Below are 26,890 nucleotides of genomic sequence, written 5' to 3' on the forward strand. Positions count from 1 at the left end.
TCGTGCCGCTTTAAGCCTGGGTGATGGGTTGAGCACTGGTGCGGCTCCAGCGTTGGGAGCATCAGCGGGGCCAAGCGAGGGAGGGAGTCTGCAGCGTTCTCTCGCCGGCCAAAGAGTTCGGTTGGCCGCAGTATCAAGACCTGGTGACCTCAGTAGGCTGGCGCGCAGACGATTTAGCGCCTTCCATGCTCAAGCTGCTGCTGGGTGATCCCAATGCCCGCAAGCTGAAGCGCTATCAGCCGATCGTGTCCGACATCAACCTCCTCGAAGAGGAGGTGGCTCCTCTAAGCGACGAGGACCTGCGCCGGCGTACCGCCGAGTTCCGTCAGCGCCTTGATAACGCCGGAAGCCTCGAAAATCAGCGACCCGTGCTTGATGAGTTGCTGCCGGAGGCCTTCGCTGTGGTGCGAGAAGCTGGCAAGCGCGTGCTGGGCATGCGCCACTTTGATGTGCAGTTGATCGGCGGCATGGTGCTGCATGAGGGGCAAATCGCTGAGATGAAAACCGGCGAAGGCAAGACGCTGGTTGCCACCCTGCCCAGCTTCCTCAACGCTCTCACCGGCCGCGGCGTGCACGTGGTCACCGTGAACGACTACCTGGCCCGTCGTGACGCCGAGTGGATGGGGCAGGTGCACCGTTTCCTGGGCCTGTCGGTGGGATTGATCCAGCAGGACATGACCCCTGCTGAGCGCCGCCGCAACTACGGCTGCGACATCACCTACGCCACCAACTCCGAGCTCGGGTTCGACTACCTGCGCGACAACATGGCCGCCGACATCAACGAGGTGGTGCAGCGGGAGTTCCAGTACTGCGTGATCGATGAAGTCGACTCGATCCTGATTGATGAGGCGCGCACTCCCCTGATCATTTCCGGCCAGGTGGAGCGGCCCCAGGAGAAATATCAGAAGGCAGCGGAAGTGGCCGCAGCCCTCACCCGGGCCGCCGAGATGGGCAAGGACGGGATCGATCCAGAGGGCGATTACGAAGTGGATGAGAAGCAGCGCAGCTGCACCCTCACCGATGAGGGCTTTGCCAAGGCGGAGCAGATGATCGGCGTGGCCGACCTCTACGACCCCCAGGATCCCTGGGCCCACTACATCACCAATGCCCTCAAGGCCAAGGATCTGTTCACCCGCGATGTGAATTACATCGTGCGCGACGGCGAAGCGGTGATCGTGGATGAGTTCACCGGCCGGGTGATGCCGGGGCGTCGCTGGAGCGACGGCCAGCACCAGGCAATCGAAGCCAAGGAGGCCCTGGCGATTCAGCCGGAAACCCAGACCCTGGCCTCGATCACCTACCAGAACTTCTTCCTGCTCTACCCCCGCCTCGCTGGGATGACCGGTACGGCCAAAACCGAGGAAACCGAGTTCGAGAAGACCTACAAGCTCGAAACCACCATCGTGCCCACCAACCGGGTGCGGGCCCGCCAGGACTGGGTGGACCAGGTGTACAAAACCGAGGAGGCCAAGTGGCGGGCCGTGGCCAAGGAAACCGCCGAGGTGCACCAACAGGGCCGGCCGGTGCTGGTGGGCACCACCAGTGTGGAAAAGAGCGAGCTGCTCAGTGCCCTGCTGGCGGAGGAGGACATTCCCCACAACCTGCTCAATGCCAAACCCGAGAACGTGGAGCGGGAAGCCGAGATCGTGGCCCAGGCCGGCCGCTCCGGGGCAGTGACGATCGCCACCAACATGGCCGGCCGCGGCACCGACATCATCCTCGGCGGCAACAGCGATTACATGGCCCGACTCAAGCTGCGCGAGGTGCTGCTGTCCAGGTTGGTGCGTCCTGAGGAAGGCCACCGTCCGCCCGTGCCCCTGCAGCGCAGCGGCGCTGAGGGTGGCGGCGGATTCGCCGCCAAGGCAGCCCCCGCCAGCGGCCCCCACGGCCATGCCCCCAGTGAGGCCCGGGCGATCGGCAGCCTCTACCCCTGCCAGCTCACGGAAGACACCGATCAGGCCCTGGCCGATCTGGCCAAGGATCTGGTGAAGGCCTGGGGCGACCGGGCACTCACGGTGATCGAACTGGAAGACCACATCGCCACGGCGGCAGAGAAAGCCCCCACCGACGACCCCGCCATTGCCGCCCTGCGTGCGGCCATCGCCCGGGTGAAGGGGGAATACGACGACGTGGTGAAACAGGAGGAGCAACGGGTGCGCGACGCAGGCGGTTTGCACGTGATCGGCACCGAGCGCCATGAATCCCGCCGTGTGGACAACCAGTTGCGCGGCCGGGCTGGCCGTCAGGGTGACCCGGGCTCCACCCGTTTCTTCCTCTCCCTGGGCGACAACCTGCTGCGCATCTTCGGGGGCGACCGGGTGGCCGGATTGATGAATGCCTTCCGGGTGGAGGAAGACATGCCGATCGAATCGGGCATGCTCACCCGCTCCTTGGAAGGGGCCCAGAAAAAGGTGGAGACGTACTACTACGACATCCGCAAGCAGGTGTTCGAGTACGACGAGGTGATGAACAACCAGCGCAAGGCGGTGTATTCCGAGCGTCGTCGGGTGTTGGAGGGCCGTGAGCTCAAAAAGCAGGTGGTGGGTTATGGCGAGCGCACCATGAACGAGATCGTGGAGGCCTACGTGAATCCGGATCTGCCGCCGGAGGAATGGGATGTGACCCAGTTGGTGAGCAAGGTGAAGGAGTTTGTGTATCTGCTCGACGACCTCCAGCCCGATCAGCTCCAGGGCCTGTCCATGGAGGAGCTCAAGGCCTTCCTCCAGGAGCAACTGCGCAATGCCTACGACCTCAAGGAGGGCCAGATCGAAGACCAGCGTCCGGGGCTGATGCGCGAGGCCGAGCGCTTCTTCATCCTTCAGCAGATCGACACCCTCTGGCGCGAACATCTGCAGTCGATGGATGCCCTGCGCGAGTCGGTGGGTCTACGCGGTTACGGCCAGAAGGACCCTCTGATCGAATACAAGAACGAGGGTTACGACATGTTCCTGGACATGATGACCAACATGCGCCGCAACGTGATCTATTCCATGTTCATGTTTCAGCCTGCGCCTCCAGCGAAACCCTCAACAACAGCTTGAACGAGGGCTTTAGGGAGACTGTCGTTGTTGGCGACGGGGCAGGAAAGACAACAAGCGCCGCGAGTACCTCCAGGTTCTGGAAGTCAAGACTGCGTTGAGTTGTGCTTGAGTGTCAAAGAGCGTCTGTTGTAGATGTTTATTTGTTGCGATGAGATGATTGATTTCTTGCTGGCTTAGACGGGATTCAAAACTTCCTTCGTCGCTACGTTCAGCCATCATTTCGAGGAGTACGCCTTTGCTTGTCAGAATTGGGAGAGCTTCTGGAAATGGTGCCATCGTTTCTTTTAGTCGATCACCACGGAGCAGGATGCCAAGGCCATGGCCATTCGCAGTTTCATAAGTGGTGTGGGTTTCTTTAAGCTCATCCCAAAGTTTCCAAACCCCAAATTCACGCTCACGCACATTGATATCGTGAAAAAGGATTATGGAGTTCTCTTTTAACTTTGGTAGCCAGGTCTCGTAATCATGCTTGACAGCAGCATAGGTGTGTAATCCATCGATATGGAGAAGGTCAATGGATTGATCGTCGAAGTATTGAGCTGCGTCATCAAATGTGGAGCGGATCAGGCGTGAACGCAGTCTGTGTTTGCGGTCAGCATGGGATTTTACTTTCTCAAAAACCTCATGTCCATAATGACCTGCCTGATGATCGCCTTCCCAGGTGTCAACCGCATAGAGGAAACTCGTTTTGGAGAAGGCCTCAGCTGCCTCGCAGAAAGCAAAGAAAGACACTCCATAGTGTGTGCCGAGCTCAACGACTGATTGAGGTTTCACCTCACACATCAGCCAGTGAGCGATTGGAACATGCTGCCACCAAGTGGACGGTCCGATGTAATCGGGAAGGAGAGTCAATGATGGAGATGTCATGCTTGTTGATCGCTATTTTTTTCAATTCTAAGGTCAATGCGATGCATGGGAACTCCTGCGAGACCAGCAGCAATTGAGCTGTTAATCGATTCCAAAATAAGAGCGTCGTTCATCCACTGTAATTGATCGTGCTCTTCTTGATTGCCCTCCGCCAGAGAAAGAGTTAACGAATAGTGCCCTTTTTGCAGCATTGGCAGCGTGAATTCAAATTCTGTGTGGTAAAGATCACCGGCGTCGATTGCAGGTGGCATGTCGCCGAGAAGACTCTTTTGGCTATTGAGAGTGTTGTCACCAAGCATGGTCATTCCTTTTGCATTTTTGAGAATAAACCCAACGATTGGTTTCTCAATCGCTTGTGCGGCCTTTGCCTCAATTTGTAGAATGACTCGCTCTCCGCCACGTGCACAAAGCAAAGGTTGTTTTGAATGCGCTTCCATTAATTTTGCATCGATGATGGAGGCTTTGCCATTGCCAAAACTTTCTCGCGACAACAGGTCATCACTGAATTGTGTGATTTTTAAGAGATTGGCCTGTTTTGATGAGTTGATCAGTGTCGATCGATAGTCAATCCAGGTTGACTCGCCATAGCTTTCTTGACCATCAGCTTCTGCCTGTTTTGTATCAATCGTGGCAAGCGTTTGGCTGCTGGCATAAAGCTGTCGTGTGTATTCATCAAGAATTTCTTTGGGCGTGCCCAGTGAAATTTGCTGACCGCGATCAAGCAACAGTGCTCGATCACACAGTGATGTGACGGCTGATGCATCGTGACTGACAAACAATAGGCTTCCATTTTCCCTGAAGCGATTAATAAACCGCATGCATTTTTGATTAAAGAAGACATCGCCAACAGATAGTGCTTCGTCGACGATCAAAATGTCTGCATTAACATGGGCAATAACAGCAAAAGCCAAGCGCACGGCCATACCACTGGAGTAAGCCTTCACCGGTTGATCGACAAAGTCTCCAATATCAGCAAAAGCCAGGATGTCATCCAGGCGGCTGCTTGTTTCCTCTTTGCTTAATCCCAGCATTGAAGCATTGAGAAATACATTCTCAATGCCAGTAAATTCAGGGTTAAATCCACTGCCTAATTCGAGTAAAGCTGCAATGCGCCCATGGGTGTCGACGTCGCCGGTTGTTGGGGTTAAAGTACCGCATATCAATTGAAGAAGTGTGCTTTTGCCACTTCCATTTCGTCCTATAACACCAAGGCTTTCACCCTTGGATAGCTCAAAATTGACGTCTTGCAGGGCCCAAAATTCTTTGTAGTATTGCCGACGGCCACGCCAGATTGCCTGCTTCAATCGCGCTTTTGGATTGTCGTAGATTTGAAAGCACTTACCTAGATTGTTGACACTGATAGGAGGCACTGATGAGGACTTCATTGGATTCGCTCTAGAGGACATCGGCAAACGCTCTTTTTGATTTTTGGAATATACGAAAACTGATTTCGCAGATTGCAAATCCTGCCATTGTTCCAGCAACAATGTACAGAGGTTGTGGATTGAGACCTTGAATGGTCACCCGCCTTGTTTGCTCGATAATCACCGCGAGTGGGTTGAGGCTTAGGATTGGTTGCCATCGTTCAGGCAGTGCTGAAACTGGAAAAAAGATTGGACTTAAAAACATCAGCATATTAAGAGCTACGTTGATTAATTGTCCGATATCACGGAGAAAGACTCCTGCCGCTGAAAGGATCCAAGTTCCAGCCAAAGACAGCAAAATTAAAGGCAGCCAGACGAGTGGCAGCCAACAGACTGTGAGCGGAATGCGTTGCATGGCGATGAGTTCAAAAACCAGCAATATCGATAAACTTGTTAATGCATGAAATCCTGCGTTGCCAACGGCAACACTACCGAGGGTTTCGAGAGGGAAGATCACTTTTTTGACATAATTTGGATTCGAGCAAATCAGGTTTGGCGCTCTGCTGTTACATTCGCTGAACACATTAAAAACAATTAATCCAGCAAAAAGATTAATTGCAAATCCCAGGGGGCCAGCATTTTCGAGGGTGCCCCAGCGTGCTTTGAACACTTGCGAAAACACAAATGTGTAAACGGCAAGCATGGCCAGAGGTGTTATAAAACTCCACAAAATTCCAAGAGCCGATCCTCTGTAACGCCCTAAAATTTCCCGTTCTGTAAGCCGCCACCACAGTTCGCGATTTGACCAAAGGCTGGCGATAAATTTGACTTTCATTCCTGTGTGTTTCGTGCTTGGTCCTCGAGCTGCATCATCTCAGAAACGCGACGGTCGTTGGCCTCCTCAGCGTTGCCTCTGAGCGTGTCTGAATGGTTGCAGAACGACCTTAGGCGACCTCTAGATGCACCCCCTGCAGCTGGCGGCTGCTTGGTGGGGGAGCATGGTTTGGGCCAGTCGGACGCTCCAGACAGTCTTGTCATAGTTTTGGAGCTTGAAGCAAGCACACCTTGATGCGGTATCGCCCTTTCTGTGATCGGTGTCAACTGCACGGCCCTTGCCTCGATTTCTCCGGTCGCGGTCTTGGTCAGCAGCCATGAGTCGCTTTCATCCACTGCTATGGCTCAGTGTTGGTCTTGACCTTGTTGGGCTGCTCGCTGGGGTTTGGCTCGCAGCGGTTTTGCGTGAGCAGAACCCTGCCTTGCTTGTGCAGCCTGAGGGTTTCATCGTTGCCTTGAGCTTCTTGCTACCGGCCTGGTTTTTTGGTGGTTACTCGTATCTGCGTTGGCCTTGGATGTCCTATCGCAGGCTGGTGCAACGTTGGTTGTGGGTGATCACGACGGCCTTGCTGTTTACGGTCACGTTCGCTTGGTTGCTCAATGCTCCTGACTCACAGATTTGGTTTCACCGCAGCACGTTGTTGATCGTGGTCACGGTGATGGCGTTTTGGGGATGTCTGCAGCGACGTTGCCTCCAGGTGTTGGCCAGACGCCATGCAACGCGGCGCTCGTCTTTGTCAGTGCTTGCGACATCACCGTCTTCGCTCGCGCACCAACAGACCCAAAATGTTGCGGCGCCATCAAGACAACAGCGACAATTACTGATCCTTTTGGTGGCTTATCACCCCTCAATGCAGGAGGTGGAAACACTGCAAGCTTGCCTCGCAGAGCTAACGCCTGACATTGGCTACGCGGTGGTGGTGAACGATTACCAGCCTGGTGAACCGGTTGATCAGTTGAAGACGGGTGCAGATTGCTTCCTGACCAATCTTGATAATCCAGGCTATGGACGCGCGGTGAACCGTTTGGTCTTACGTCTAGGGCTGCTGCCTCCCTTTATAGGCGTATTGAATACTGATTTGGCCTGGAGCAGCGGAACATTTGAGACACTTTTGCATTGGATGCATCAACATCCAGAGGTCAGTTTGTCAGTGCCACAAATCCTCGATGAAAGAGGAGAGGTGCAAAAGCTATGCAAGCAGAATCCAACACTGCTTGGATTGTTTAGTCGACGATTTGTGCCTGATTCAGTTAAGCCACGATCTCTAAGGCAGTATGATCGCTGGTATGTGATGGCTGATTGTGATTATCATTCTGTTTTTGAGGCTCCCTATCTCAGTGGATGTTGCATGCTGATGAAGAGCAGTGCATTTTGTCGAGCGGGTGGATTTGATGAGCGCTTTTTTCTTTATCTCGAAGATGCTGACCTGACACGACGCCTTGCCTTGGAGGGACGATGCGTGCATCTCCCGGTGGCCAGTGTGATCCACAACTGGGGGAGAGGTAATTACAAAAGTTTTAGCCTTATGATCGTGAATTTTATTAGTGCATGGAGTTATTTCCGTAAATGGGGTTGGTCTTTCTTTTAAGTTGAGGATGAATTGTCATTGAAGGGATAGAGTTTGAGGCTGTCTAAAGGCCTTTGATGACTCACTGTTAGCCCGAGATCAGCAAGAATTGTTTCGAAGCGTTCAACGGCTGCTTGTTTGCCCCAAAGCTTTTCACAGGCAGCTTTGCCTTTGTCACTCAGAGAGTTCCACAACGTTTCGGATGTTAATGCTTGGATCACTGACTCGCTAAACGCTTGTGAACTGTCCGCAATGATCGTTCCATCTCCTGCTTCTAAAGACATGCCTTCGCAGCCAATACTTGTACTAATCACTGGTAGACCACAGCGCAATGCTGACCCGACTTTTCCTTTCATTCCCGCACCGAACCGCAAGGGAACAACAGATACAGTCATTGAACTCAGAAGAGAGTCAAGGTCTTCAACGAAACCATGAATGATCACTGACTCACTGGCCATTCTTGCAATATCTTGTGGAGGATTAGCGCCGACAACGTGAAAACGTGCATCCGGTAGTTGCTTGAGGATGAGCGGCAGCACTTCATTGGCGAACCAACGAACAGCATCTCCATTTGGGGTATGGTTGAAGTTGCCGATAAAGACCATGTCGAGATTTCCGAATCGAGGTCTGTTCTGTGCAGCACTTTGCTCACTAAAGACCAACGGCAGAAAGTTAACCCGTGCGTTTGGAAGGAGTTCTTGTAGCTGATCTCGTTCGCTTGTACTTACGACAATGGTGCAATCTGATTGTTCGCTATTCGCTAATTCTGTGATGCGACTTTTCTCTGCGAAGCTGATTAATTGCTTTTTGTTTAAAAGCTTGCCTTCGCGTTCCAATCGAATGAAATGGAGATCATGAGGATAATAAATGACTTTTGCATCCGGGCAGTGTTTGCGAATTGTGATGAGATGGGTTGATGTAAGATCAGGTCTAAAAAGAATGACTAAATCGTAGCGATTGCCTTGTTTTGCGAGATGTTGAGGAACATTGGTCACGTGTGGAGCATACAAACATTCAATTCCTAAGCTTTGGCAAAGAGGAGTATAGGGCTCTAAATTGGCATAATTGTCGTCTGGTATGAACGTTGGTTGATAGCCCAAATGCCTGAGCATAAGCATCAAATTTAATAAAACAACCGAGCCTGCATCCCGATCTGGCGATGGAGTGCATTTGTCGATCAGCAAGACCCGATGGTTGAAGCCACGATCTTTTTCTAATTCTGGATGATTACCATTCTCGCGGTGATCGCTGAGTTCTTGTAGCCACCTTGATTTGAAAGTCTTGTGATTGATTAATTGATGCTTTTTAAGACCTTGACCGGTGTCAGTTCCATGGCTTATGCCTTCGTAATGAACGATTTCTGATCTCGGTTGGTATAAAACATCCCGTCCTAATTGTCGAATTTTCATCGCTAAGTCGGTATCTTCATAGTAGGCAGGTTTGTAGATCAAATCAAATCCACCCAGAGTGTTAAAGAGATGGGTGGGAATCATCACCGACGCTGCTGAGCAATAGTCGACTGAACGCAGATAATTGTATTTTGGTTCAAGCCCGTTTTCGAAACGTCCGTAGTTCCAAGCCGATCCATCTTTCCATACGATTCCTCCTGCCTCCTGCAGAATCCCATTGGGGTACATTAACTTTGAACCAACAAGACCACAATTGGGGTTTCTTAAAAAAGTTTGATGAAGTGCATCGATGCTTCCATCTGTGACAAAAGTATCGTTGTTAAGCAGATAGAGAAAGCGACCTTTAGCGAGTGCAGCCGCCTTGTTGCAGCTCTCAAGGTATCCGAGATTGACATCATTGTGGATTACGATTAGGCCAGGGATTGAATCGAGTAATCTGTAATCGTCTTGCGGCGAATCATCATTGATGAGTATGACTTCTGTCGAAAGCTTGCTCGGATTTTCAACCAGAGATTGTAGGCAATGAATCGTGTATGAAATCTGATCATAACAAGGGATGATAATGCTGATTTCAACATTCTCTCGACTTGTGTTGAGATGCAGTTTACTAATCGTATCTTTTAGTTCATCATCAAGGATTTTGTCTGTTATTTGAGGCACATAGGGTTTGCTTTTAAGGCCTAATTTGAGATTGACTCGTAATTTTAAGATTTGGATCCTTCGCCAGAGTCCTCTTTTCACGCTGGTAGGTAATGGCAAGTGGCGATATCCCCATCGCAGCAATTCTCTTGCGCCGCTTAATGGTCGTTGTGATGATAATGAATCGTTGTTTGTGTCCATTCGTGAGGGTTAAAAGGGGTGGCTGGAGTCTTGGGGGACTTGCTCTTCTTTCTTTACCAATGTTAATGCAGTGTTAGCGTCTTGATCCATGTACATGGGTCACTGCGGTTTGAAAGCCAGTGTTTCGGCATAGACCAGGTAGCAAGCGTTCAAGGGCATGCAAAACGGTGCCATCACTGGGCAATGGTTCTTGCGGCATGGCATCGATTGGCCATGGATTCGACCATACCTTACTCAAGCTTCCAGAGCGTATCCAAAACATACTTCCAATTGGAAAATCCACGGTTGAGATCCCCGGCGGCATCACTGAGTCTTGCTCTTCTTTGCTTAGGTTGAGTTGGTTCATGAGCAACCGTGCACTTGCTTGATTGCTTGTCCAGTCGATGCAGTGGGGATCATCGGCATAAACCAACCCAAGATTTGGATCGCGGTTGAATGCTTCTAGTATTGTGTCCATCATAGGGCATCCATCACGACCTAAGAGATGGTCTAAAAGAAATTCACGCCAACGAGCGGTGGTTGCTGCATCCAGATGTTGACTGCGTTTCGTGTGCAGGTGTGCATAGATTGTGCATTGTTGATCAAGCTCATGGCCCAATCCTTGTAAGAGAGGTCCGAAATTACGACCACGGTTTGGGTAGCAGCGAATGTCGACAAGGCTTAAGGATCGGTTGCTTATCATTTCCTCGATGGGGCTTTGCAGTGAGGGATCAGTGATCGTGATCCACAATCTCGGTGTGCTTTGATTGTGAGCGAATCGCTCAATAATTTCCTCTAAGAGATCGAGATGATGAACATGAATGTGAATACCGATCTGCTCATCGCTTTTTGGCTGTTTGTTTGAGTTGGACATTGGCGACAGCACTGTTTGTTGCCAGGGGCCTGGTGGACGATTGCTTTGTAACCAGGCATAGAATGGGTCACCGTTTGTATTTTGAGTGTGGTCGGCAAACAGACCTGGGTGAAAACCTGCGCAGGGTTTGCGCATCTGGATCTGTCGCTCCCAGCTTTGAAGATAGTTGGCAACCGCAAACGGCAGGTTTGTCGTTGGCGCACTGCCAGGAGCGATTGCTAGATCAGGATCAAAAACCTTGGCTTGAATGATTTCTTCTATTACTGCTCTTTGATGCTGGGCTGATGTGATGCACAGCTCCCCGAGGCTGCGTATTTTGCGTTTGTAGCTGTGCATTGAAAAAGTTTCCTTCGCCAGGGTTTTGACGCGATCGCTCACTTCTTGTCGTTCTTCGCTGTTCTCTAAAAGCTGGTGTGCCTGGGCAGCCATGGTCTCAGTATCGAGATAGGGGGCAACACAGCGCTCCCTGAGCCATGGATCACGTTCAAGCCAGCTCGCTGTTCCAGATGCCTGTGAAAATGTTAATGTTGGCACGCCGCTGTGCAGCGAATCCAGGCTCACATTGGGTAATGGATCCAACCGTGATGTCAACATAAAGAGATCAGCCCTTTGGATCAGATTGTCATAGTTGTCGTGAGCATGGATGATGAGAACCCTGTCTTCAATACCGCTTCTGCGAATTTGGTCGTCGCTCCACATCCTTGTGGGTTTGTAGTCGGAGGTTCGATCAGGACCAGCGAGCCAAAGGCAGAGCACTGGTTGTGATGACTGTTGAAGCAAACGGTTGCAGACGCTGATAAAGATGTCGACTCCTTTGCGAGGTGCAAGTGTGCCACTTCCGATCACGAGTAAGCATTGATCGAGCCATTCGCCATCAAGTCGTTGATTGAGTTCAGGGATGGAACTCAACTGAAATGGTTTGGGGGCTGAAGCCGTCTGTTTTTCTTCTTTTTGACCCGGTATTTTGCAGCGCCCCTGGGGAATCAATTCGACGGGTGTGTTGGCTAGTTCAGGATGAACGCGCGTCATGTCGGCATGGGTTGCCGGAGAGGAGAAGACCACGCGCGTTGACCACAGACAGGCATCTCTAAACGCATTTTGCTCGGTGCTATAGGTGGCATATTCATGGATGAGCATCACTGTGGGTATGCCGAGTTGATGCATGATCTTTGGCCATCGCCATGTTTCGATGGAATTGGTGAGTGCCCAATGCACCGTTGTATTCGCAATTAGTTCGCGCAGAATGGGACTTGCGAGGTCGTAGTCAAATCCTTGATGATGCTCAGTGGGTGAAATCAGCCACGTGCAGATAGATAGTAGTTCTTGTTCAAGTGAACCGCGTCTCAAGCTTATGATTATTATGTTGTGGTCATCTTTTAGGTCGTTGATTACGTTCCAGGCCAGAATCGGAGCGCCCGTAAATGATGCCTCATGAAGAACAACAACGACAGTTTTCTGATCCTCACGGTGCCGGCGTTGACCCTGCTGTTTAAGCAATGCCGCTGGTTTTGACTGCTCAGACGTTTCCATTACTGCGTCCACCGGAGATCGCGCTTCTGGCAAGTTATCGGCGATGTACAAGGGTGGAATTGTTGGCAGGTCTTCGATGTACAAGGGTGGAACTGTTGGCAGGTCCCCAGCTGGTTTTTGCTTGCGAAGCTGATCAGCCAGTTGTCTTAACGGTTTGGATAGTTGCCACGAGCGTGAGCCTTTCATTTCACTGACACGCGTAGAATAACTTAGTAAGAGTTGTTGTTGTTTCTGCAGGAGTTGTTGTTGTTGCTTTAGAAGTTGATTTTGTTGACGCGCTTGATTGCCATAGTGCTCTGAAATGTGTTGTATGCAGTTGCGCAAGTTCATTCCATTGTTATCGGCAAGTCTTTGAAAATAAATCCCTCTTTCGATCAGTGTTGGTAAGTTCTCAAGGATATTATCAAGCCACTCTGTCTTATCTTGTTGGTAGATAGCGATGTCTTGTCGTAGTGAAAAAAGTTCCTGATTCGTTGCCGTGGGGGTTGATAGATGCACTTCAAAAAGTTCCTGATTCGTTGCTTTTAGGGCTGATAGATATTTGGGCAGAGACAAAATAATCGATCCTTTTTTTAAGTGAACGATTTCGCTGGCTTGATTCGGTGTTGATGCGTCGATTTCACCATTGTCTTGTTTCCATGAATTCACGATCAGCAGGTCACAATCGACTGTATTTGTGCTTTCAGCAACCCCCAGCACTTCGAAGAGTAGATTTCTGCTTTGTCGGTCGTGTTGATTGCTCAGCTTCCATCGCCAACCCTCTGGGTTTTGTGCCTGGAGTGCCAGCAGCAGTGGTATCCAACGCCAGAGAGGTGAATCAGGTAATGCTTTGGGCCACCAATGCAGGGCGTTGTCGATCTTGGATCGATCGCAGGGGTTGATCGCCATGACCTTTAGCAGCTCTCAGAACGTATGACATTCCAACATCTCGTGGTGCGACCGCGTCTTGAGGCGCTCACCGGTGCCCGTGGACCGGCTGCCTTGATGGTGTTTGCGCAGCACGCTGGAGAGTCGGGATTTCTTCCCATTGTAGCTCCGGCATCCTTAGCGGTTTCCTTCTTCTTCGTTTTGTCAGGCTTTGTCCTTGCTTATGCCTACTTTGATGAGCGATTCCTAGGTTTGCAATTTATTCGGGCTCGTTTTGCGCGTATTTGGCCAGCAACGATGCTTTCAATTCTTCTGGTGTTAGTGATCTTGCCACGGCATGCTTACTTACCTCAGCAGTTGGACGTGTTGTCGAGCGGTTTGGTGTTTCTGACCAATGGTTTGCTACTCCAATCACTCATCCCAATTCCGGATTTTTATTTTGCATTGAATGCAGTGGCTTGGAGCATCTCTGTTGAATGGTGTTTTTACCTTGTTTTTCCTGCTCTCAATCGCCTGTTGCGGCGTTTCGCTGTCAAGCCCCTGGTGGTTTTAGCCATGATTGGAGCTTTCTTAACCTTGCTCGCGATTCAGTTGGGTTGGTCTGCGTTTGATGCTACAGCGTTGGCACAACCAACCTGGCATGGGATTGTTTATATCAATCCTGCGGTTCGCTTGTTTGAATTTGGCTCGGGAATCCTGGCTGGCCAACTCTGGTGCAAGGCTAAGATCTCATTGCGTCGAGAACAACTAGTGGCTTTGCTTCGTCGATCATCATTGCTGTGGCAGGTCTCAATTGCGGAAGTGCTTTTACTTGGTTGTCTCTTCTACCTCCTCTTTATAAGTTACCAATGGGATCCCGGTATTGCAGTTGCTTTTGGTGACTCTGTTCGCCTTCTGTTGCTTCAATGGTGGTCCGCCATTGTTCTGGTTGCCTTAACATGCCTATTGGCTTTTAGGTTGGGTTTTTTTACACGATCAATACTTTGCCATCCGTCGATGCTGCGACTTGGAGAATTAAGTTTTGGTATTTATTTATTTCATCAACCATTGCTGAAATGGCTCACTTTAAGATTTGCCAATCCGCAATACAATATGACGATCTTTAAAACGATGCCAACTTGGAGTTACTCGATTATTTTGCTCACGCTGACATTGATTTTGTCAGCGTTAAGTCATGACTTGTTGGAGCCGAGAGCTCGTCGTTGGCTTGTTAATAAGCCTCGTCGATAATGGTTGGAATCATAGCCTTTGCAGGGACTCAGTTTTGTCTTTAAACTGTTGCAATAACAGCTGCAGATAGCTAACCTTCCTTAGTTTTATATTGGCCGTGAGTGACATACCAACTTGGAGTGGCAAGTCACTGCCATCTTTAATTTTCAGCTGTTGTGAGTTCAGTTGAATATCTGCTGGATATCGGTAGCTGTTGTTGTTTTGATCGGGAGGTAATGCATCAGAACCAATGGAACGTACGCTTCCCTCAAGCACACCGAAATCACTTGCTGGAAATGAATCGATACTAATGTCGACTGGTTTACCAACGGCGACAAAACCGATGTCTTTGCTTGGAACTTCAACGCGTGCTTCTAATTTGTCAAAAGGAACGATCTTCATGACAGGCTCACTTGTTTGTGCAACAAACCCTGTGGCTTTTGGTTGTAAGTCGAAAACAACTCCGTCAACTGGTGATTTGATGGCTTGATAGCGAATATTCACATTCAACTCTGTCAGTTGGCTTTGCAGATCTGCTAATTGGCTCTGCAATCCGCGGATGTCTTGCTGAAGAATTGCTTCCTGCCGTAATCTCTCCACCATTGTTTCGTCAAGTTGACCTTGAACTTCTTGCACTTTGTTTTTTTGCGTCAAATATTGAAGCTCTGCACTTGCCCCTTCGTCGGCAAGCTTTTTGTAGCGCACTAAGATTTCCTTTTCAAGAACAATTCTCTTTTTCAGGACGTCCTGCGTTGTTTGGTTGACATCTAAAAATCGCGCCAATTCGACTCTTTTTAAATCAAGCTGCTGGCCTGTATACTGAATGGTTTTCTCGATATTGTTTTTTCTTTCCATCGTTGCTTCGGTGTCGAGGCGTAATACAATCTGACCCTTTTTCACCTTTTCTCCATCTTCGACGAGGATTTGTTCAACCACACCACCAATTGGGACTTGTACTTCTTTGACAACTCCTAAGGGTTCTAATTTTCCTGTTACGGTAACTATTTCCTCTGTTTTGGCGATCGCAAGCCATCCCACCCCAAACAGAGTGATTCCCATCAGGCTCCATGTTATCGCTCTTGCCCAATAGCGAGGTTGTTTCAAAACCAGCGATTTATCGCCATCCCCCAAAATATCATCGGGCATTGACTCTTGTTGATTATTGAGTTGTGAAGGTGTGTTCTGTTGATTGTTCATTAGTTTGCCTCCTGTTGGCGATAGAGAGCGAAGTAACGACCACGCGCGGCCATTAATTCTTCATGGCTTCCAATTTCAGCAATAGCACCTTCGTGCATCATCACGATTGAATCTGCTCTGCGAATTGAAGACAGTCGGTGAGTGATAAAGAAGACCGTATGTTCTTTTAAACCATCGAGCAGGTTTTCGCAGACCCTTCTTTCAGTGTCGTAATCCAATGCGCTGGTCGCTTCATCCATCACCAGCAATTGCGGTCTTGTTAATAGCGTTCTGGCAATTGCGATTCGTTGCCTTTGTCCACCAGACAAGGCAGCTCCACGTTCACCAACATTCGTGCTGTATCCAGCAGAAAGACCCATCACAAAGTCGTGCGCTTCAGCAAGCTTTGCAGCGGCCACAATTTCATCGTTACTGGCATCGGGATTTGCGAGTGCAATATTGTCACTCACCGTTCCTGAGAAGAGCAGTGGTTCTTGGGGAACAATGCCAACCTGGCGTCTTAGAGAATAGAGTTCAACTTTGTCAATATCGTATCCATCGATGGTGACTCGACCTTGATTCGGCGAATACAATCTCGGCAGAAGCTTCATTAATGTACTCTTACCACTACCACTTTGACCAACAATTCCAACAAACTTTCCTTGTTCAATTTCGAGGTTGATATTTTTGAGTACGTCTGGTGAGTTCGGTGAGAACTTAAAACTTAATTCTTCAAAAGTAACTTTTCCGTGAATTGGAGGTAAAGGAATTTTGGATCGATCAGTTTCATCAGATTCTTCGGGAGTATCAACAATATCTGCCAATCTTTCGAATGATACCCTAAGCTCTTGAATATTCTGCCAAATTGAAGACAGCCTCAATAACGGCTGTGTTACGTAACCGGAAATAATTCTGAAGGCAATCAACTGACCAAGGGTGAGCTGACCATCGAGAACGAGAGTTGCACCAATCCAGAGCACAAGTAATTGAGAAAGCTTTTGCAAAACCTGACTGGACTGTGTCAGTGCTGTGCCTGTGAGCGTTCTATCGAATGTTCTTGAGATGTAGCGTGAATAAAAGTTCTGCCATTTCCAGCGGCTAACCATTTCAACGTTCTGAGCCTTCACTGTTTGAATGCCTGTAAGCACTTCAACAAGATGGCTTTGTGTTTTGGCGTTATCAGTCGCCGCATCTCGTATTTGTCGTCTAATAATTGGTGATCCTGCCAGTGTCAAACCGATCTGAATCGGAAGCACGATTAGGGCAATAATGGTCAGTAGCCAGCTGTAAAGAAGCATCACGCCGATATAGATCACTGAGAAGACTGCATCCAGAACGGTCATCAACCCTTGACCGGTTAAGAAGTTTCTGATTTTCTCGAGTTCGGCGATCCGAGTTCCTAGTTCACCGACTGGTCTCTTATCAAAATAACCCAGTGGCAATCTCAGTAGCCGGTCAATCACTTCTGCACCCAAACGCATATCGATGCGATTGGTTGTATCAGTGAATAGATAGGTTTTTAAACTGCCAAGTAATCCCTCGGTGATCGTTACGACAACAAGGGCGATGCCTAGAACTTGGAGGGTGTCTAAACTTCTCTGGTTGATGACCTTATCGATGATGACCTGAATCAGAAGAGGGTTTGCAAGCGTAAAGAGTTGAACAACGAATGAAGCCCCGAGAACTTGTAGGAGCATGCCTCGATAGCGCTTGAGTGCTGGCCAGAACCACGACACACCAAAACGATTTTCAGGCGAGGCAATGGTTCTCTCCATGAGCAGTACCTCGAGACCTTGCGGAAACTTGCCTTCAATTTCATCGGCACTGATCTTCAGCCAACCCTCAGCTGGTGAAGCGAGAACAACACCATCAGCGTGGCTGCGCACAACGATCGCGAATCCACCATTCCAAGGAATGATGCATGGAGTGATCATTCGTGTAATCGCCTTGGCTGGGATCTTTGCAGCAGTGACCAGCAACCCGAGCATGGCGCCGATCTGACCTACGAGCTGCAAATCCGGTTTCATTCCACGTTTTGTTTTGTCGCGTAGAACTTTTTCAATCGCATCTTTTCTGTAGGGAAGCTCCATTATTTTTGACACCATTGAGAACAGTGCCAGTGTTTCTGGAATCTCCCCTTTTGCTCTAATTAATTTTAGATTTTGTTCTGTATTAACTTGGCCAAAATCCAGGCCTGAGCGTTCCGCGCTCGAGGTGATCTCTGGCCTGTCACTGGAAATTGCATCACTGACGATTTCAACATCTGTGGTTTGGAGGGTCTTAATGGACTCCTTGTCCAACGCAACCAATCTTGCGAACAGGGGTGGTCTAATTGATGGCAAAGGTTGATTTTGATCAATGAAATCACCTAAGGATTTCCCTTCGATATTGGCACTTGCAGTAATGAGTTGATCGTTGCTATCAATTTGGGATGGTAGTGGTTTGGCTGGATCAACAACTCGAACTCTTTGATGAATGGATTCCGCGCGCTCTTTTAATTCTTGAGGTCCTAGGGGAGTCGCTACATTAATTGTGAGCAGATCGATTAATTCGCAGGTTTCGGCCAACCAAAAGTGATTCTGACACCATGATCGGAATTCCTCATCACTCTCGATTAATTTCAAGACATCCTTGTCTTTTAAGCTTGCTACAAGTAGTTCAGAAGCTGCTGAGACTTGTTCGCACGGCTGAGCTCTCAGCAGTGATGCAAGTCCAACAATTGATCCTGGGCCCATTCTGCCGAGGGTGAACGGTTGTCCGTGGTGAGCACCCAAAAGCCTCACATGCCCCTGCAAAACGATGAAGATTCGATTGGGCAGCGTTTCTCGCTGGATTAGTTGGTGACCAATTTTGCAGCGGTAGATTTCAACCGAAGACTCCAGGAACTTGTTTGTAGCAGGCGATACAGCCTTGAAGGGCATGTAGGCCTTGAGAGCTTGGAGGTCTTGAGGTGATGTTGAAGTCATGATGAGTTAAGTTTGCTTGGTTAGTTTTTATATTTACTGCCCAATTAATTTTCTTTGAAGTTCTTCGTTGACCCACAAATCAAAGAGCTCTTTTGTCATCATCGTTTTCATTCGATCATTAAACACAGCGGGTTGGAGGCTTTCTCTGCGAACAATGAGTGACCATGGATCAATACGCAGTGGCGCAAACAGCTGTCCGTCGGTGCCTGACCGCAGTAACTCGCTGATTTTTGGATGCGCCTGGGTGAGAGGAGTTGGTCCGACGATTCCCCTCGTGCTTTTCTCAGGACCTTGACTATGCTCTGATGCTAAATCTGCGAATGTGCTCTCACCGCCAGAAATTTGCAGGTAAAGCTCTTGTGCCAATCCTGGATCTTGCACTCGAATAAGGCTATAAATTACTTGATCAAGTTGCGTTTTCCTTTGTAAGAATCGTTGTTCAGCACGATGGCTGAAATGTTCTTGACCGTAAAGAACGATTCTGACTGGTAATTCTGCTTGCCAACGGAGGTCTTCCTGTTCAATTCCATGGGCCTTGCAGTGCCGTTCAAGCAACTCCTGCTGCACCGCCATTCCTCGCCGCTTACACCACGCCACCATTGCTTGCTCGCTCTGCTCAGGGGTCAGTTGGGTAGAACCGACAGCCTCCGCAACGATCTGCTTGCTTAGCAAAGGGATGAGCAGCTCATGCTTTGCCAGCATTTTGCGCTGCTGTGCGTCGAGTTCCATTACGCCGTTAGAACTGGCTTACCATTTAAGCTCACTGGTTCCGTTCGGCCTGAATTCTCACACGTTAGTCGCATCCTTGCCTGAATTCACTGCTTCAATGCGTGTCCTGATCTTGGGTGGCTCAGGCTATATCGGGAGCCATGCGGCTGAGGAGTTGCTGCGGTTGGGCTACAAGGTACGCGTTTTTTCCAGAAGCTTCCCTGGCTTGTTGCCACCGCTGGTGTGCTCACATCCGAATTTTGAGGCGGTGGTCGGCGATTTGGCTTGTCCAACCGCCTGCCAAGAGGCGTTGAAGGATTGCTCGTGCGTGATTCACTGCATCGGGACGTGTTCTCCAGCTATGTCGCTGGAGGATCCAATGTCTGATTGGCAGCAGCAGGTTCAGCCCACAGTGGCACTGCTTCGCATGCTGAGGGACATTCAGCCCCTGCGTTTGATCTTCATCTCTTCAGGCGGAACTGTTTACGGACCCGACGCACCTACGCCCACAAGCGAGACATCATTATGCAGGCCGGTTTGCCCCTACGGCATCCACAAGCTCGTGATCGAAAACTATCTTTATCAAGAGCATTTTTTGCATGGTTTGAATTACCTCATTCTTCGGCTATCCAATCCCTATGGAGGTCGACAACGCCCTGAGGGACTGCAGGGTGCCCCAAGCGTTTTCCTCAACAAGGTACTTCGTGGTGAGCCGATTCATCTCTGGGGTGATGGATCGGTCAAGAGGGATTTTCTGCACATTTCTGATTTTGTTCGTGCTCTAGCGATTGCCGTTTCCTATGAGGGTTCCGAGAGGATATTGAATGTGGGGTCTTCCCTCTCGCTTTCGTTGTCTGATTTGATTCAACGCATCGAGCTGTTAACGCGTCGTCAGGCAGATGTTCGACTTTTTCCAGCACGCCCTTTTGATGTTGCCGTGAGTGAACTCGATATTTCTCTCATTGCGTCCGAATTCAAATGGAAACCCATGATTGATTTGGATGCTGGTTTAACTCTTTCCCTTACACGTCAAGGCCTGAATGGAGTTTAGCCAGTTTAATCTCTGTCCACTTGTTCTTTGTCGTCTCGGTTACTTGCCCTAGTCGGCCGACGTTTTTCCGTGTGGCTCGCTGCCCCTGAAAGCTCGACAGCCCTTCTGGCAGCTTCTTTGTGAGCGTTGCCTGATAAGTCGGTGAAAGGTTGTTATCAATATCTATTGGTGGCAGCATACGCTCGTTCCGTCGGCGTGCCTGTGTGGGGCATGTTCCTTGGGGCTTCCTGAGAAAGTCAGCCCGAGCCCAATCGGTGAAAGACCTTAGCTCGGATGGCTTGGAGCCTTGTAGTTCATGCCGGGGCTAACTTATTACTCAATTGCGCAAAACGTGAACCCTTCCCTGGTTCATTGCCGAGGAGAAGCTGGAGCCAGTACGCAAAAAAGACAAAAAGAAGCTCCAGTAGCTTCTCCAGGTTCATCACCAGAACATTCAGCGCAATGGTTGAACCCTGTGTTGCAGGGAGCTTCTCACGAATCAGGCCCAGTCCAAAGCGCCGCTTGCCTTGTCCGATCTTGCCTACTGCTTCGCAGAAGCCTTCGGCAACAACGGCATTTCTTTGGCGCTGGTCATCGATGAACTGCCGCTTCTCGGCGGCCACCAAATCAGGATCGTTCTTCGGTCGACCAAGTCGTGGGCCGCTCAAGCGGATTCCATGACGCCGGCAGAATGCACGGTTTGATCTTGTCCGGTAGATCTGGTCAGCACAAATTACTTCCGGGTAGTGACCATATCGGCGGCGATAGGCGATCGCTTGAGCCTTGAGGTCTTCTCCTTCGTTATAGGGGTCGTAACTCAGGCGATCGAGGAAGGTGAATCCCTCGCCGGTGACAGAAATTGAGATCTACCGCAAGCGGAAGCCCTTCGGGCTAGGGCTCCAAACTCAACATTGCAACGAGCTTTCCCGCGGACAATCGGTCTGATATGTGCTTGATAGAGACTGACGATGCGATCAGGGATGCTTCTTCTGTCTGAGTGATCGAGAATGGCCTGCTGGCGGACCAGCTCACTGACCACCAGCAACTTTTGGTAGATGTGCCGTCCAGCGGCCAGAAGGCAGCCGCCACAAGCGATCAGGGCGTCGATGCTCGAGAGATTTCGCTTCAAGTGGCCAGGCTGCTGCTTGATCGCCTTGCGGATCTTGTTGATCCGAGGTCTCTTCTTCTACTGCTTCGCAGAAGCCTTCGGCTAGGGCCACTGCAAGAAACTGCTGCCTCGCCTGCTTCCGGTGCGTACGCGGCTTATGGCCAAAGCTTTCTCTGACCTGAGGATGCATCGCATCAATCAGGATCTCAGTCACCTCTCTGGCTTCATTGAGCAGTGATAGATCAGTTGGATGACGGATATCCACCGGCGCACAAGTGGCATCGATCAAGAGTGAACCTTGATTCGACTGCTTCTGGGGCGAAAGCTTTGACTTGTCTGCAGGATTGGTCGATCCGCTACCACTGTCATTGTCATCGCCTGGCCTCTGGGTATCGGATGAGCGAATGGCATTCAGGCCGTGGCGCACAATCCGTTCGTTGCAGTCATTCACGACGGCTTCCGGCAAACGCTTGCGGAAATAAACCATCATCGATGGATCAAACGGTGCCGAATACTGGAATGCTTCCAGGCCGATGAAGAACTGGAGATATGGATTCTCCTTGATCTGCTCAATCAGCTCCTCATCCGTGAGCCCGAGGCGGGCCTTGATGATCAAGGCACCCAATGCCATGCGAAAGGGCTTTGCTGGCGCTCCGAATCCCTTGCAGAACTGGGCCTCGTAATCATCCTCCAGCTCATCCCACGGAATGAGCTCAGCCAGCTTGATCCAGCGATTGTCACCAGAGAGTTTGCCGCCGAACGGCAGGAAGAAGTCTTCGAACGAGAGCTGGTGACGATGCTCACGTCGGTACATGTGGAAAACTCCGGGTCGCTTTGGGGCTCAAATCGGCCCGTTTGCATACATTTTACCGTCAAAAACTGCTGGAATCCATTGCGCTGCAGTGGGTCTGGACTTGTTCAGGAGGCCCCAATTTAACGACGTTTTTTGTTTATACGTTTCGTGAGCAGGATGTTGCCGTTTCTGTTTTGCTTTGTTCCTGAGTGTTGTGATCTCTATTCCTTTGGTGGGTTCTCTTGATCTTGCTAATCGTTGTTTTTGTTCTCTAGTTTGATCTTTACTGTTTAATCCCTGTATTCCGCTTTTTCGCTTGCTTCTCCGAGGAATTCGAGGATTTCACGATCTTTGAGATTTTGTGATTTCCCGCGGTACAGGTCTCTCTGTGGCTGGCCGTTGCTCATGGATCGCAGGCTGTTTTGCAGGTTGCTCACCTGACTCTCCAGCTGATCAATTCGCTCCATCAGGTTGCGGATCACATTCGCCTCCGCATCCGGCAGGGCGGAGTGGGCCAGAGGGTTGATGCGCACGCCGCTCTGATGAATCACCCGTCCAGGGATTCCCACCACGGTGCAATCGGCTTCTACATCGCGCACCACCACCGAGCCTGCGCCGATGCGCGTGTTGGTGCCCACCTGGATGGCTCCCAGCACTTTGGCCCCGGCGCCGATCACCACGTTGTTGGCCAGGGTGGGATGGCGTTTGCCGTGATCCTTGCCCGTGCCTCCCAGGGTCACCCCTTGATACAACAGGCAACGATCGCCTACCTCGGCGGTTTCGCCGATCACAACCCCCATGCCGTGGTCGATGAACACGCCATGGCCGATCCGGGCGCCGGGATGGATCTCTACGCCGGTGAGATTGCGTCCGAGTTGGCTGAGCAGCCGTGCTGCCAGTTTCAAGGGCAAGCGGGAGTGCCACAGTCGGTGGCTGAGCCGGTGCAGGCTCAGGGCCTGAAAGCCCGGATAACAGAGCAGTATTTCCAGCGGGCCTCGCGCCGCTGGATCCCGTTCGCGGATGATCGCCAGGTCGGCGCGGATGTTCTTGAACATGCCTGTTCTCCGCGCCCTCAGCGCTCGAGGGCGCCATTGTGGCAGTTCATCACCATCAGGCGGCTAGCAGGCCGATTTCCTTGCGCAGCAGTTCGATCGTGTCGGCGCTCAGGTAGCTCTCGGCGCAGTGCACCTGGGGCATGCGCATCAGTTGGGAGCGGTTCTGGCGAAGGCTCTGCTCCACCAGCGGCAGGCTGGGGCGGTCGCAGAGCACATGGCTGGAGGCGCGCAGGAGAGCGAGCAGGCGGCTGTTCACATCCGGTGTGGCGGTCATCAGCAGCAGCTCGTTGCCGCGCATGCTGTGCAGGATCACCTCGGCCGCCCGCAGGATGCCAGGGCTGATGCTCACCAGGCCCACCACGCTGCCGCCGCGCAGTTCCTTGAGCATGGCCAGTTCGGCGCGGAAGTCGTTGAGGTCTACAGCCACGGCGCGCACGCCGTGCTGTTTGGCGAGTTCCTCCACGGGCTGCAGGAAATAGCGGCTGGTCACCACCGTGCCGTTGCTGGCGCTCTCCAGCACGCTTTCCAGCTCCTCCATCGGCACCACTTCCACCGGCACATCCAGGCAGGGCTCGAGTTCCTCAGCGATCAGCATCGAGGCGCCGATGTCTTCCCGGGGGGTGCTCACGAGCACCCGGGCACCGCAGCGCAGGCGCCAGTCGATTTCCCGGGTGAGTAGGTCGCGGGTCTGCTGCAGGGTGCAGCCGGCGTTCAGCAGCCCGTCCACGCATTGGCGCACTTCCCGGTCGAGATCGGTCACTCCGCGGTTGCGCGGGCTCGCGGGCGTACGGATCTCGCGGGGCTTCTGCTGGTCGCGCACGTAGATGCCCGAGCCGGCCATGGCTTCCACCACGCCATCGGTTTCCAGCTGGCGGTACACCTTGCTGATGGTGTTGCGGTGCAGGCCGGTTTGCATGGCCAGCTGCCGGGTGCTGGGCAGGCGATGCCCCGGTGGGTAGTGCCGGGCCGCGATCGCGAAGCAGATCTGGTTGTAGAGCTGGGTCGACGCCGGGATGTCGCTTTCCTGCTGAATGTGGAATCGCACGCCGGTGGGCCAGGTCGGAATGCGGCCACCCTAAGGACAGGATCGCTCGGTGACAATTGCCTGGGTGGTCTGTGTCCCTATGACAGTTTCCGAAGGTGTGCCGTTGCCCTCCGGTTGGCGCTGCATCAACGACGGGCCCGTGCCCCTGCGCTGCTGGTGGTCGCCGGTCGAGACAGGCCTTGCCAGTGCACCGCCGCTGACGCATTTGCGTAACGAAAACGATCCATTAGCGTCACGTAAACGTGCCGTGTTGGTGTTGCCCGAGGTGTTCGGCATCAACGCCTGGGTGCGTTCGGTGGCGGATCGCATCGCCGCGGCGGGGGTGCCGGCACTGGCCATGCCCCTGTTCGCGCGCACCGCCCCCGAGCTCGATCTGAGCTATGGCGAGTTGCAACTGGCGGAGGGCCGCCGCCACAAGAGTGCCACCACAGCGGCCGAGCTTCTCGCCGATGCAACGGCCGCAATCCGTTGGTTGCGCAGGGAGCTCAACGATCCCCAGGCGGAGATCACCGTGGTGGGCTTTTGCTTTGGCGGGCATGCGTCCTTGCTGCTGGCCTCTCTGCCCGAGGTGGCCCGCACCTTCAATTTCTATGGCGCCGGTGTGGTGCAGGGCCGCCCGGGCGGGGGTGCGCCCACCCTGGACGTTGTGCCCCAGATAACAGGCGAGCTCACCTGCCTGTTCGGCTTGGCCGATCCCTTGATCCCTCCCCACGACCGCACGGCCATCGAAACGGCCCTACACGCCGCTGACCCCTGCGGGCAGCGGCTGCGTTGCGTTGGTTTTGCCGACGCCGATCACGGCTTCATGTGCGAAGCCCGCGCCGCCCATCAGCCCCAGGCTGCGGCCCAGGGGTGGCGGTTGCTGCTGGACGCCCTCGGGCGTTAGCCGTTGCCCGCGGGCTTGCTGGCGAGCCGGGCGGACGTGGGCCGGGGCGGCGCGGTGATCGTGCGCACGGCCCGGGTGGCGGGCTCCTCCTTGTCGTCTTTTTTCACCAGCGGGGTCTTCCGCGGCGTGAGGAACATGATCATGTTGCGGCCTTCCCGCTTTGGGGGCTGCTGGATTTCTGCCGGCTCTTCCAGATCCTTGGCCATCCGGCGCAGCAGGGTTTCCGCCAGTGCGGTGTGCTGAATCTCCCGGCCGCGGAAGATCACCGTGCACTTCACCTTGTCACCGGCTTTGAGGAAGCGCTGAGCTTGACCGATGCGCACGTCGTAATCGTGCTGATCGATCTTGTAGCGCATCTTCACCTCTTTGACTTCGGTTTGGTGCGACTTCTTCTTGGCCTCCTTGGCCTTTTTCTCCTGCTCGAATTTGTACTTGCCGTAGTCCATGATCCGGCACACCGGCGGATCGGCTTTCTCGCTCACCAGCACCAGATCGAGCTCCCGCTCCTGCGCCACCTCCAGCGCCTTCTCCCGGTCGATCACGCCCAACTGGGTGCCGTCGGCATCCACCACCCGCAGCTGGGGGTAGTTGATGCGTTCATTGATGTTGGGGAGCTCCCGGACAGGAGCACGGCGGTCAAAACGGGGACGTGGTGGCATTCAGTGAGAGAAGAGGCTGCGGGCCGTTGAGAGCAGAACCCGCCGCGGTTGCATCCTTCAGCCTAGACCCGCTTCGATCAGGCGTCCGGCTTCATTCAGAGCATTGTCATCGGGCAGCCAGTGCGGCTGGTGCTGCCGTCGGAACCAGGTGCGCTGCCGTTTGGCGAATTGCTGGGTGCGCCGGGTGGTGTGGGCGATCGCAACGGGACGGCTGAGATCGCCTGCGAGCACTTGCAACGCTTCGCCGTAGCCAATGGTTTGCAGGAGCGGCAGCTCGGGGCCGTAGCGCTCGCGCAGCTGGTGGGTTTCCTCCACCAGCCCTTGGCTGTACAGCGCCTGGGTGCGTGCACTGATGCGCTGGCGCAGGTCGAGCGGATTGAGGCCCAGCTCCAGCACACGCCAGGGCGGCGGACTGGCACTGGTCTGGCGGCTCATCGGTGCGCCTGTGGCATACAGCACCTCCAGGGCGCGTTGGGTGCGCAGCGCATCCGCGCTGGCGATGCGCACGGCTGCCTCGGGATCGGCAGTGTTGAGCAGCTGGTGGCACAGCGGTTGGCCCAGCTGCGCCAGTTGCCGGCGCAGCGCCGGTTGGGGCGCCACAGCGGGGGGGCGCAGACCAGCGGTGAGGGCCTTGAGATAGAGCCCGCTGCCGCCCACGAGAAAGGCGGCGCCGCGTTTGGCCAGGCTCTGATTCACCGCCTGGAGGGCTTCCTCCTGGAATTCCTGCAAGGTGATCGGTTGGTCGGGGGGGCGCAGGTCGAGCAGATGGTGGCGGATGCGGGCCTGTTGCTCCGGGCTGGGCTTGGCCGTGCCCACGCTCATCTCCCGGTACAGCTGCCGGGAATCCACATTGATGATCTCCAGGTCGAAGCGCTCGGCCAGCTCCAGCGCGAGGGCGGTTTTGCCGCTGGCGGTGGGTCCGAGCAGCACCACCACGAGGGGGGCGTTGCTGTCGCGTTGGGCCTCCGTTTCGGGGCTGGTGTGAGGCATCGCACATCAAAGGGGGGTGCACCCCCAGAAAAAATGACGTCTCAGAGGCCTCTGTGAGCGCCTCTGGCACGCCGGTGGTAAATTCAGCCTGA

The 26,890-nt window shown here is 52.5% G+C and carries 17 protein-coding genes and 1 pseudogene; 5 read left to right on the forward strand and 13 right to left on the reverse strand.

Annotated features, from left to right (window positions below):
* Positions 1–185: 185 nt before the first annotated feature.
* Complete coding sequence (secA, locus tag SynBMKMC1_RS00530) at positions 186–3,041, forward strand: preprotein translocase subunit SecA (RefSeq protein ID WP_186472323.1); 2,856 nt, start codon at positions 186–188, stop codon at positions 3,039–3,041.
* A gap of 9 nt (positions 3,042–3,050) precedes the next feature.
* Here the strand turns inward: secA and SynBMKMC1_RS00535 are convergent, their stop codons facing one another.
* Genes SynBMKMC1_RS00535 through SynBMKMC1_RS00545 form a run of 3 tightly spaced genes read right to left on the reverse strand, consistent with a single transcriptional unit; the run spans position 3,051 to position 6,107 of the window.
* Positions 3,051–3,908 (reverse strand): class I SAM-dependent methyltransferase, encoded by an 858-nt coding sequence (locus tag SynBMKMC1_RS00535; RefSeq protein WP_186472324.1) that lies wholly within the window; start codon positions 3,906–3,908, stop codon positions 3,051–3,053.
* Positions 3,905–5,293, reverse strand: coding sequence for an ABC transporter ATP-binding protein (locus SynBMKMC1_RS00540; protein ID WP_255486238.1), 1,389 nt, complete (start codon positions 5,291–5,293; stop codon positions 3,905–3,907). The genes SynBMKMC1_RS00535 and SynBMKMC1_RS00540 overlap by 4 nt, the downstream gene beginning before the upstream one ends.
* A 10-nt stretch (positions 5,294–5,303) precedes the next feature.
* Complete coding sequence (locus SynBMKMC1_RS00545) at positions 5,304–6,107, reverse strand: ABC transporter permease (RefSeq protein WP_186472325.1); 804 nt, start codon at positions 6,105–6,107, stop codon at positions 5,304–5,306.
* Positions 6,108–6,423: 316 nt separating this feature from the next.
* On the opposite strand from SynBMKMC1_RS00545, the gene SynBMKMC1_RS14570 reads away from it, so the two are divergent.
* The gene (locus SynBMKMC1_RS14570) at positions 6,424–7,695 is read left to right on the forward strand and encodes a glycosyltransferase family 2 protein (RefSeq protein WP_255486239.1); all 1,272 of its coding nucleotides are present in this window, start codon (positions 6,424–6,426) and stop codon (positions 7,693–7,695) included.
* Here the strand turns inward: SynBMKMC1_RS14570 and SynBMKMC1_RS00555 are convergent.
* A complete protein-coding gene (locus tag SynBMKMC1_RS00555) occupies positions 7,692–9,923 on the reverse strand; it encodes a glycosyltransferase (protein ID WP_186472326.1) in 2,232 nt (743 codons plus the stop codon). The genes SynBMKMC1_RS14570 and SynBMKMC1_RS00555 overlap by 4 nt on opposite strands.
* A 73-nt stretch (positions 9,924–9,996) precedes the next feature.
* Positions 9,997–13,194 (reverse strand): rhamnan synthesis F family protein, encoded by a 3,198-nt coding sequence (locus tag SynBMKMC1_RS00560; RefSeq protein ID WP_186472327.1) that lies wholly within the window; start codon positions 13,192–13,194, stop codon positions 9,997–9,999.
* Between the two features lie 24 nt (positions 13,195–13,218).
* On the opposite strand from SynBMKMC1_RS00560, the gene SynBMKMC1_RS00565 reads away from it, so the two are divergent.
* Positions 13,219–14,403: an acyltransferase gene (locus SynBMKMC1_RS00565; protein WP_186472328.1), complete on the forward strand. Its 1,185-nt coding sequence runs from the start codon at positions 13,219–13,221 to the stop codon at positions 14,401–14,403.
* A gap of 9 nt (positions 14,404–14,412) precedes the next feature.
* Here the strand turns inward: SynBMKMC1_RS00565 and SynBMKMC1_RS00570 are convergent, their stop codons facing one another.
* Genes SynBMKMC1_RS00570 through SynBMKMC1_RS00580 form a run of 3 tightly spaced genes read right to left on the reverse strand, consistent with a single transcriptional unit; the run spans position 14,413 to position 19,253 of the window.
* Positions 14,413–15,579 carry an HlyD family secretion protein gene (locus SynBMKMC1_RS00570; protein ID WP_186472329.1) on the reverse strand — a complete coding sequence of 389 codons (1,167 nt, stop codon included), beginning with the start codon at positions 15,577–15,579 and terminating at the stop codon, positions 14,413–14,415.
* Positions 15,579–18,524, reverse strand: a complete 2,946-nt coding sequence (locus SynBMKMC1_RS00575) for an ABC transporter transmembrane domain-containing protein (RefSeq protein ID WP_186472330.1) — start codon at positions 18,522–18,524, stop codon at positions 15,579–15,581. Before SynBMKMC1_RS00575 ends, SynBMKMC1_RS00570 begins: the two co-directional genes overlap by 1 nt.
* 33 nt (positions 18,525–18,557) lie before the next feature.
* On the reverse strand, positions 18,558–19,253 hold the full coding sequence (locus SynBMKMC1_RS00580) for a peptidylprolyl isomerase (protein ID WP_186472331.1): 696 nt from the start codon (positions 19,251–19,253) through the stop codon (positions 18,558–18,560).
* Between the two features lie 76 nt (positions 19,254–19,329).
* On the opposite strand from SynBMKMC1_RS00580, the gene SynBMKMC1_RS00585 reads away from it, so the two are divergent.
* Positions 19,330–20,283, forward strand: coding sequence for an NAD-dependent epimerase/dehydratase family protein (locus SynBMKMC1_RS00585; RefSeq protein ID WP_186472332.1), 954 nt, complete (start codon positions 19,330–19,332; stop codon positions 20,281–20,283).
* Between the two features lie 293 nt (positions 20,284–20,576).
* Here the strand turns inward: SynBMKMC1_RS00585 and SynBMKMC1_RS00590 are convergent.
* The 3 genes and pseudogenes from SynBMKMC1_RS00590 to SynBMKMC1_RS00600 all read right to left on the reverse strand — a co-directional run bounded on the left by SynBMKMC1_RS00590 (position 20,577) and on the right by SynBMKMC1_RS00600 (position 24,263).
* Positions 20,577–22,184, reverse strand: a pseudogene (locus SynBMKMC1_RS00590) (IS5 family transposase).
* A gap of 269 nt (positions 22,185–22,453) precedes the next feature.
* The gene (cysE, locus tag SynBMKMC1_RS00595) at positions 22,454–23,218 is read right to left on the reverse strand and encodes a serine O-acetyltransferase (RefSeq protein ID WP_186472333.1); all 765 of its coding nucleotides are present in this window, start codon (positions 23,216–23,218) and stop codon (positions 22,454–22,456) included.
* Between the two features lie 55 nt (positions 23,219–23,273).
* A complete protein-coding gene (locus SynBMKMC1_RS00600; RefSeq protein WP_186472334.1) occupies positions 23,274–24,263 on the reverse strand; it encodes a GntR family transcriptional regulator in 990 nt (329 codons plus the stop codon).
* A gap of 79 nt (positions 24,264–24,342) precedes the next feature.
* On the opposite strand from SynBMKMC1_RS00600, the gene SynBMKMC1_RS00605 reads away from it, so the two are divergent.
* Positions 24,343–25,149 carry a dienelactone hydrolase family protein gene (locus tag SynBMKMC1_RS00605; RefSeq protein WP_186472335.1) on the forward strand — a complete coding sequence of 269 codons (807 nt, stop codon included), beginning with the start codon at positions 24,343–24,345 and terminating at the stop codon, positions 25,147–25,149.
* Here the strand turns inward: SynBMKMC1_RS00605 and infC are convergent.
* A complete protein-coding gene (gene infC, locus SynBMKMC1_RS00610; protein ID WP_011932079.1) occupies positions 25,146–25,808 on the reverse strand; it encodes a translation initiation factor IF-3 in 663 nt (220 codons plus the stop codon). The two genes, SynBMKMC1_RS00605 and infC, sit on opposite strands and share 4 nt — an antisense overlap.
* A 57-nt stretch (positions 25,809–25,865) precedes the next feature.
* Complete coding sequence (miaA, locus tag SynBMKMC1_RS00615) at positions 25,866–26,798, reverse strand: tRNA (adenosine(37)-N6)-dimethylallyltransferase MiaA (protein WP_186472336.1); 933 nt, start codon at positions 26,796–26,798, stop codon at positions 25,866–25,868.
* Positions 26,799–26,890 lie beyond the last annotated feature (92 nt).

The organism is Synechococcus sp. BMK-MC-1, assembly GCF_014279955.1.
GTDB lineage: Bacteria > Cyanobacteriota > Cyanobacteriia > PCC-6307 > Cyanobiaceae > Synechococcus_C.

Coding starts and splice junctions, on each gene's coding strand:
- secA (WP_186472323.1), top strand. CDS start 186: ATGCTCAAGCTGCTGCTGGGTGATCCCAATGCCCGCAAGCTGAAGCGC.
- SynBMKMC1_RS00535 (WP_186472324.1), bottom strand. CDS start 3,908: ATGACATCTCCATCATTGACTCTCCTTCCCGATTACATCGGACCGTCC.
- SynBMKMC1_RS00540 (WP_255486238.1), bottom strand. CDS start 5,293: ATGAAGTCCTCATCAGTGCCTCCTATCAGTGTCAACAATCTAGGTAAG.
- SynBMKMC1_RS00545 (WP_186472325.1), bottom strand. CDS start 6,107: ATGAAAGTCAAATTTATCGCCAGCCTTTGGTCAAATCGCGAACTGTGG.
- SynBMKMC1_RS14570 (WP_255486239.1), top strand. CDS start 6,424: ATGAGTCGCTTTCATCCACTGCTATGGCTCAGTGTTGGTCTTGACCTT.
- SynBMKMC1_RS00555 (WP_186472326.1), bottom strand. CDS start 9,923: ATGGACACAAACAACGATTCATTATCATCACAACGACCATTAAGCGGC.
- SynBMKMC1_RS00560 (WP_186472327.1), bottom strand. CDS start 13,194: ATGGCGATCAACCCCTGCGATCGATCCAAGATCGACAACGCCCTGCAT.
- SynBMKMC1_RS00565 (WP_186472328.1), top strand. CDS start 13,219: ATGACATTCCAACATCTCGTGGTGCGACCGCGTCTTGAGGCGCTCACC.
- SynBMKMC1_RS00570 (WP_186472329.1), bottom strand. CDS start 15,579: ATGAACAATCAACAGAACACACCTTCACAACTCAATAATCAACAAGAG.
- SynBMKMC1_RS00575 (WP_186472330.1), bottom strand. CDS start 18,524: ATGACTTCAACATCACCTCAAGACCTCCAAGCTCTCAAGGCCTACATG.
- SynBMKMC1_RS00580 (WP_186472331.1), bottom strand. CDS start 19,253: ATGGAACTCGACGCACAGCAGCGCAAAATGCTGGCAAAGCATGAGCTG.
- cysE (WP_186472333.1), bottom strand. CDS start 23,218: ATGTTCAAGAACATCCGCGCCGACCTGGCGATCATCCGCGAACGGGAT.
- SynBMKMC1_RS00605 (WP_186472335.1), top strand. CDS start 24,343: ATGACAGTTTCCGAAGGTGTGCCGTTGCCCTCCGGTTGGCGCTGCATC.
- infC (WP_011932079.1), bottom strand. CDS start 25,808: ATGCCACCACGTCCCCGTTTTGACCGCCGTGCTCCTGTCCGGGAGCTC.
- miaA (WP_186472336.1), bottom strand. CDS start 26,798: ATGCCTCACACCAGCCCCGAAACGGAGGCCCAACGCGACAGCAACGCC.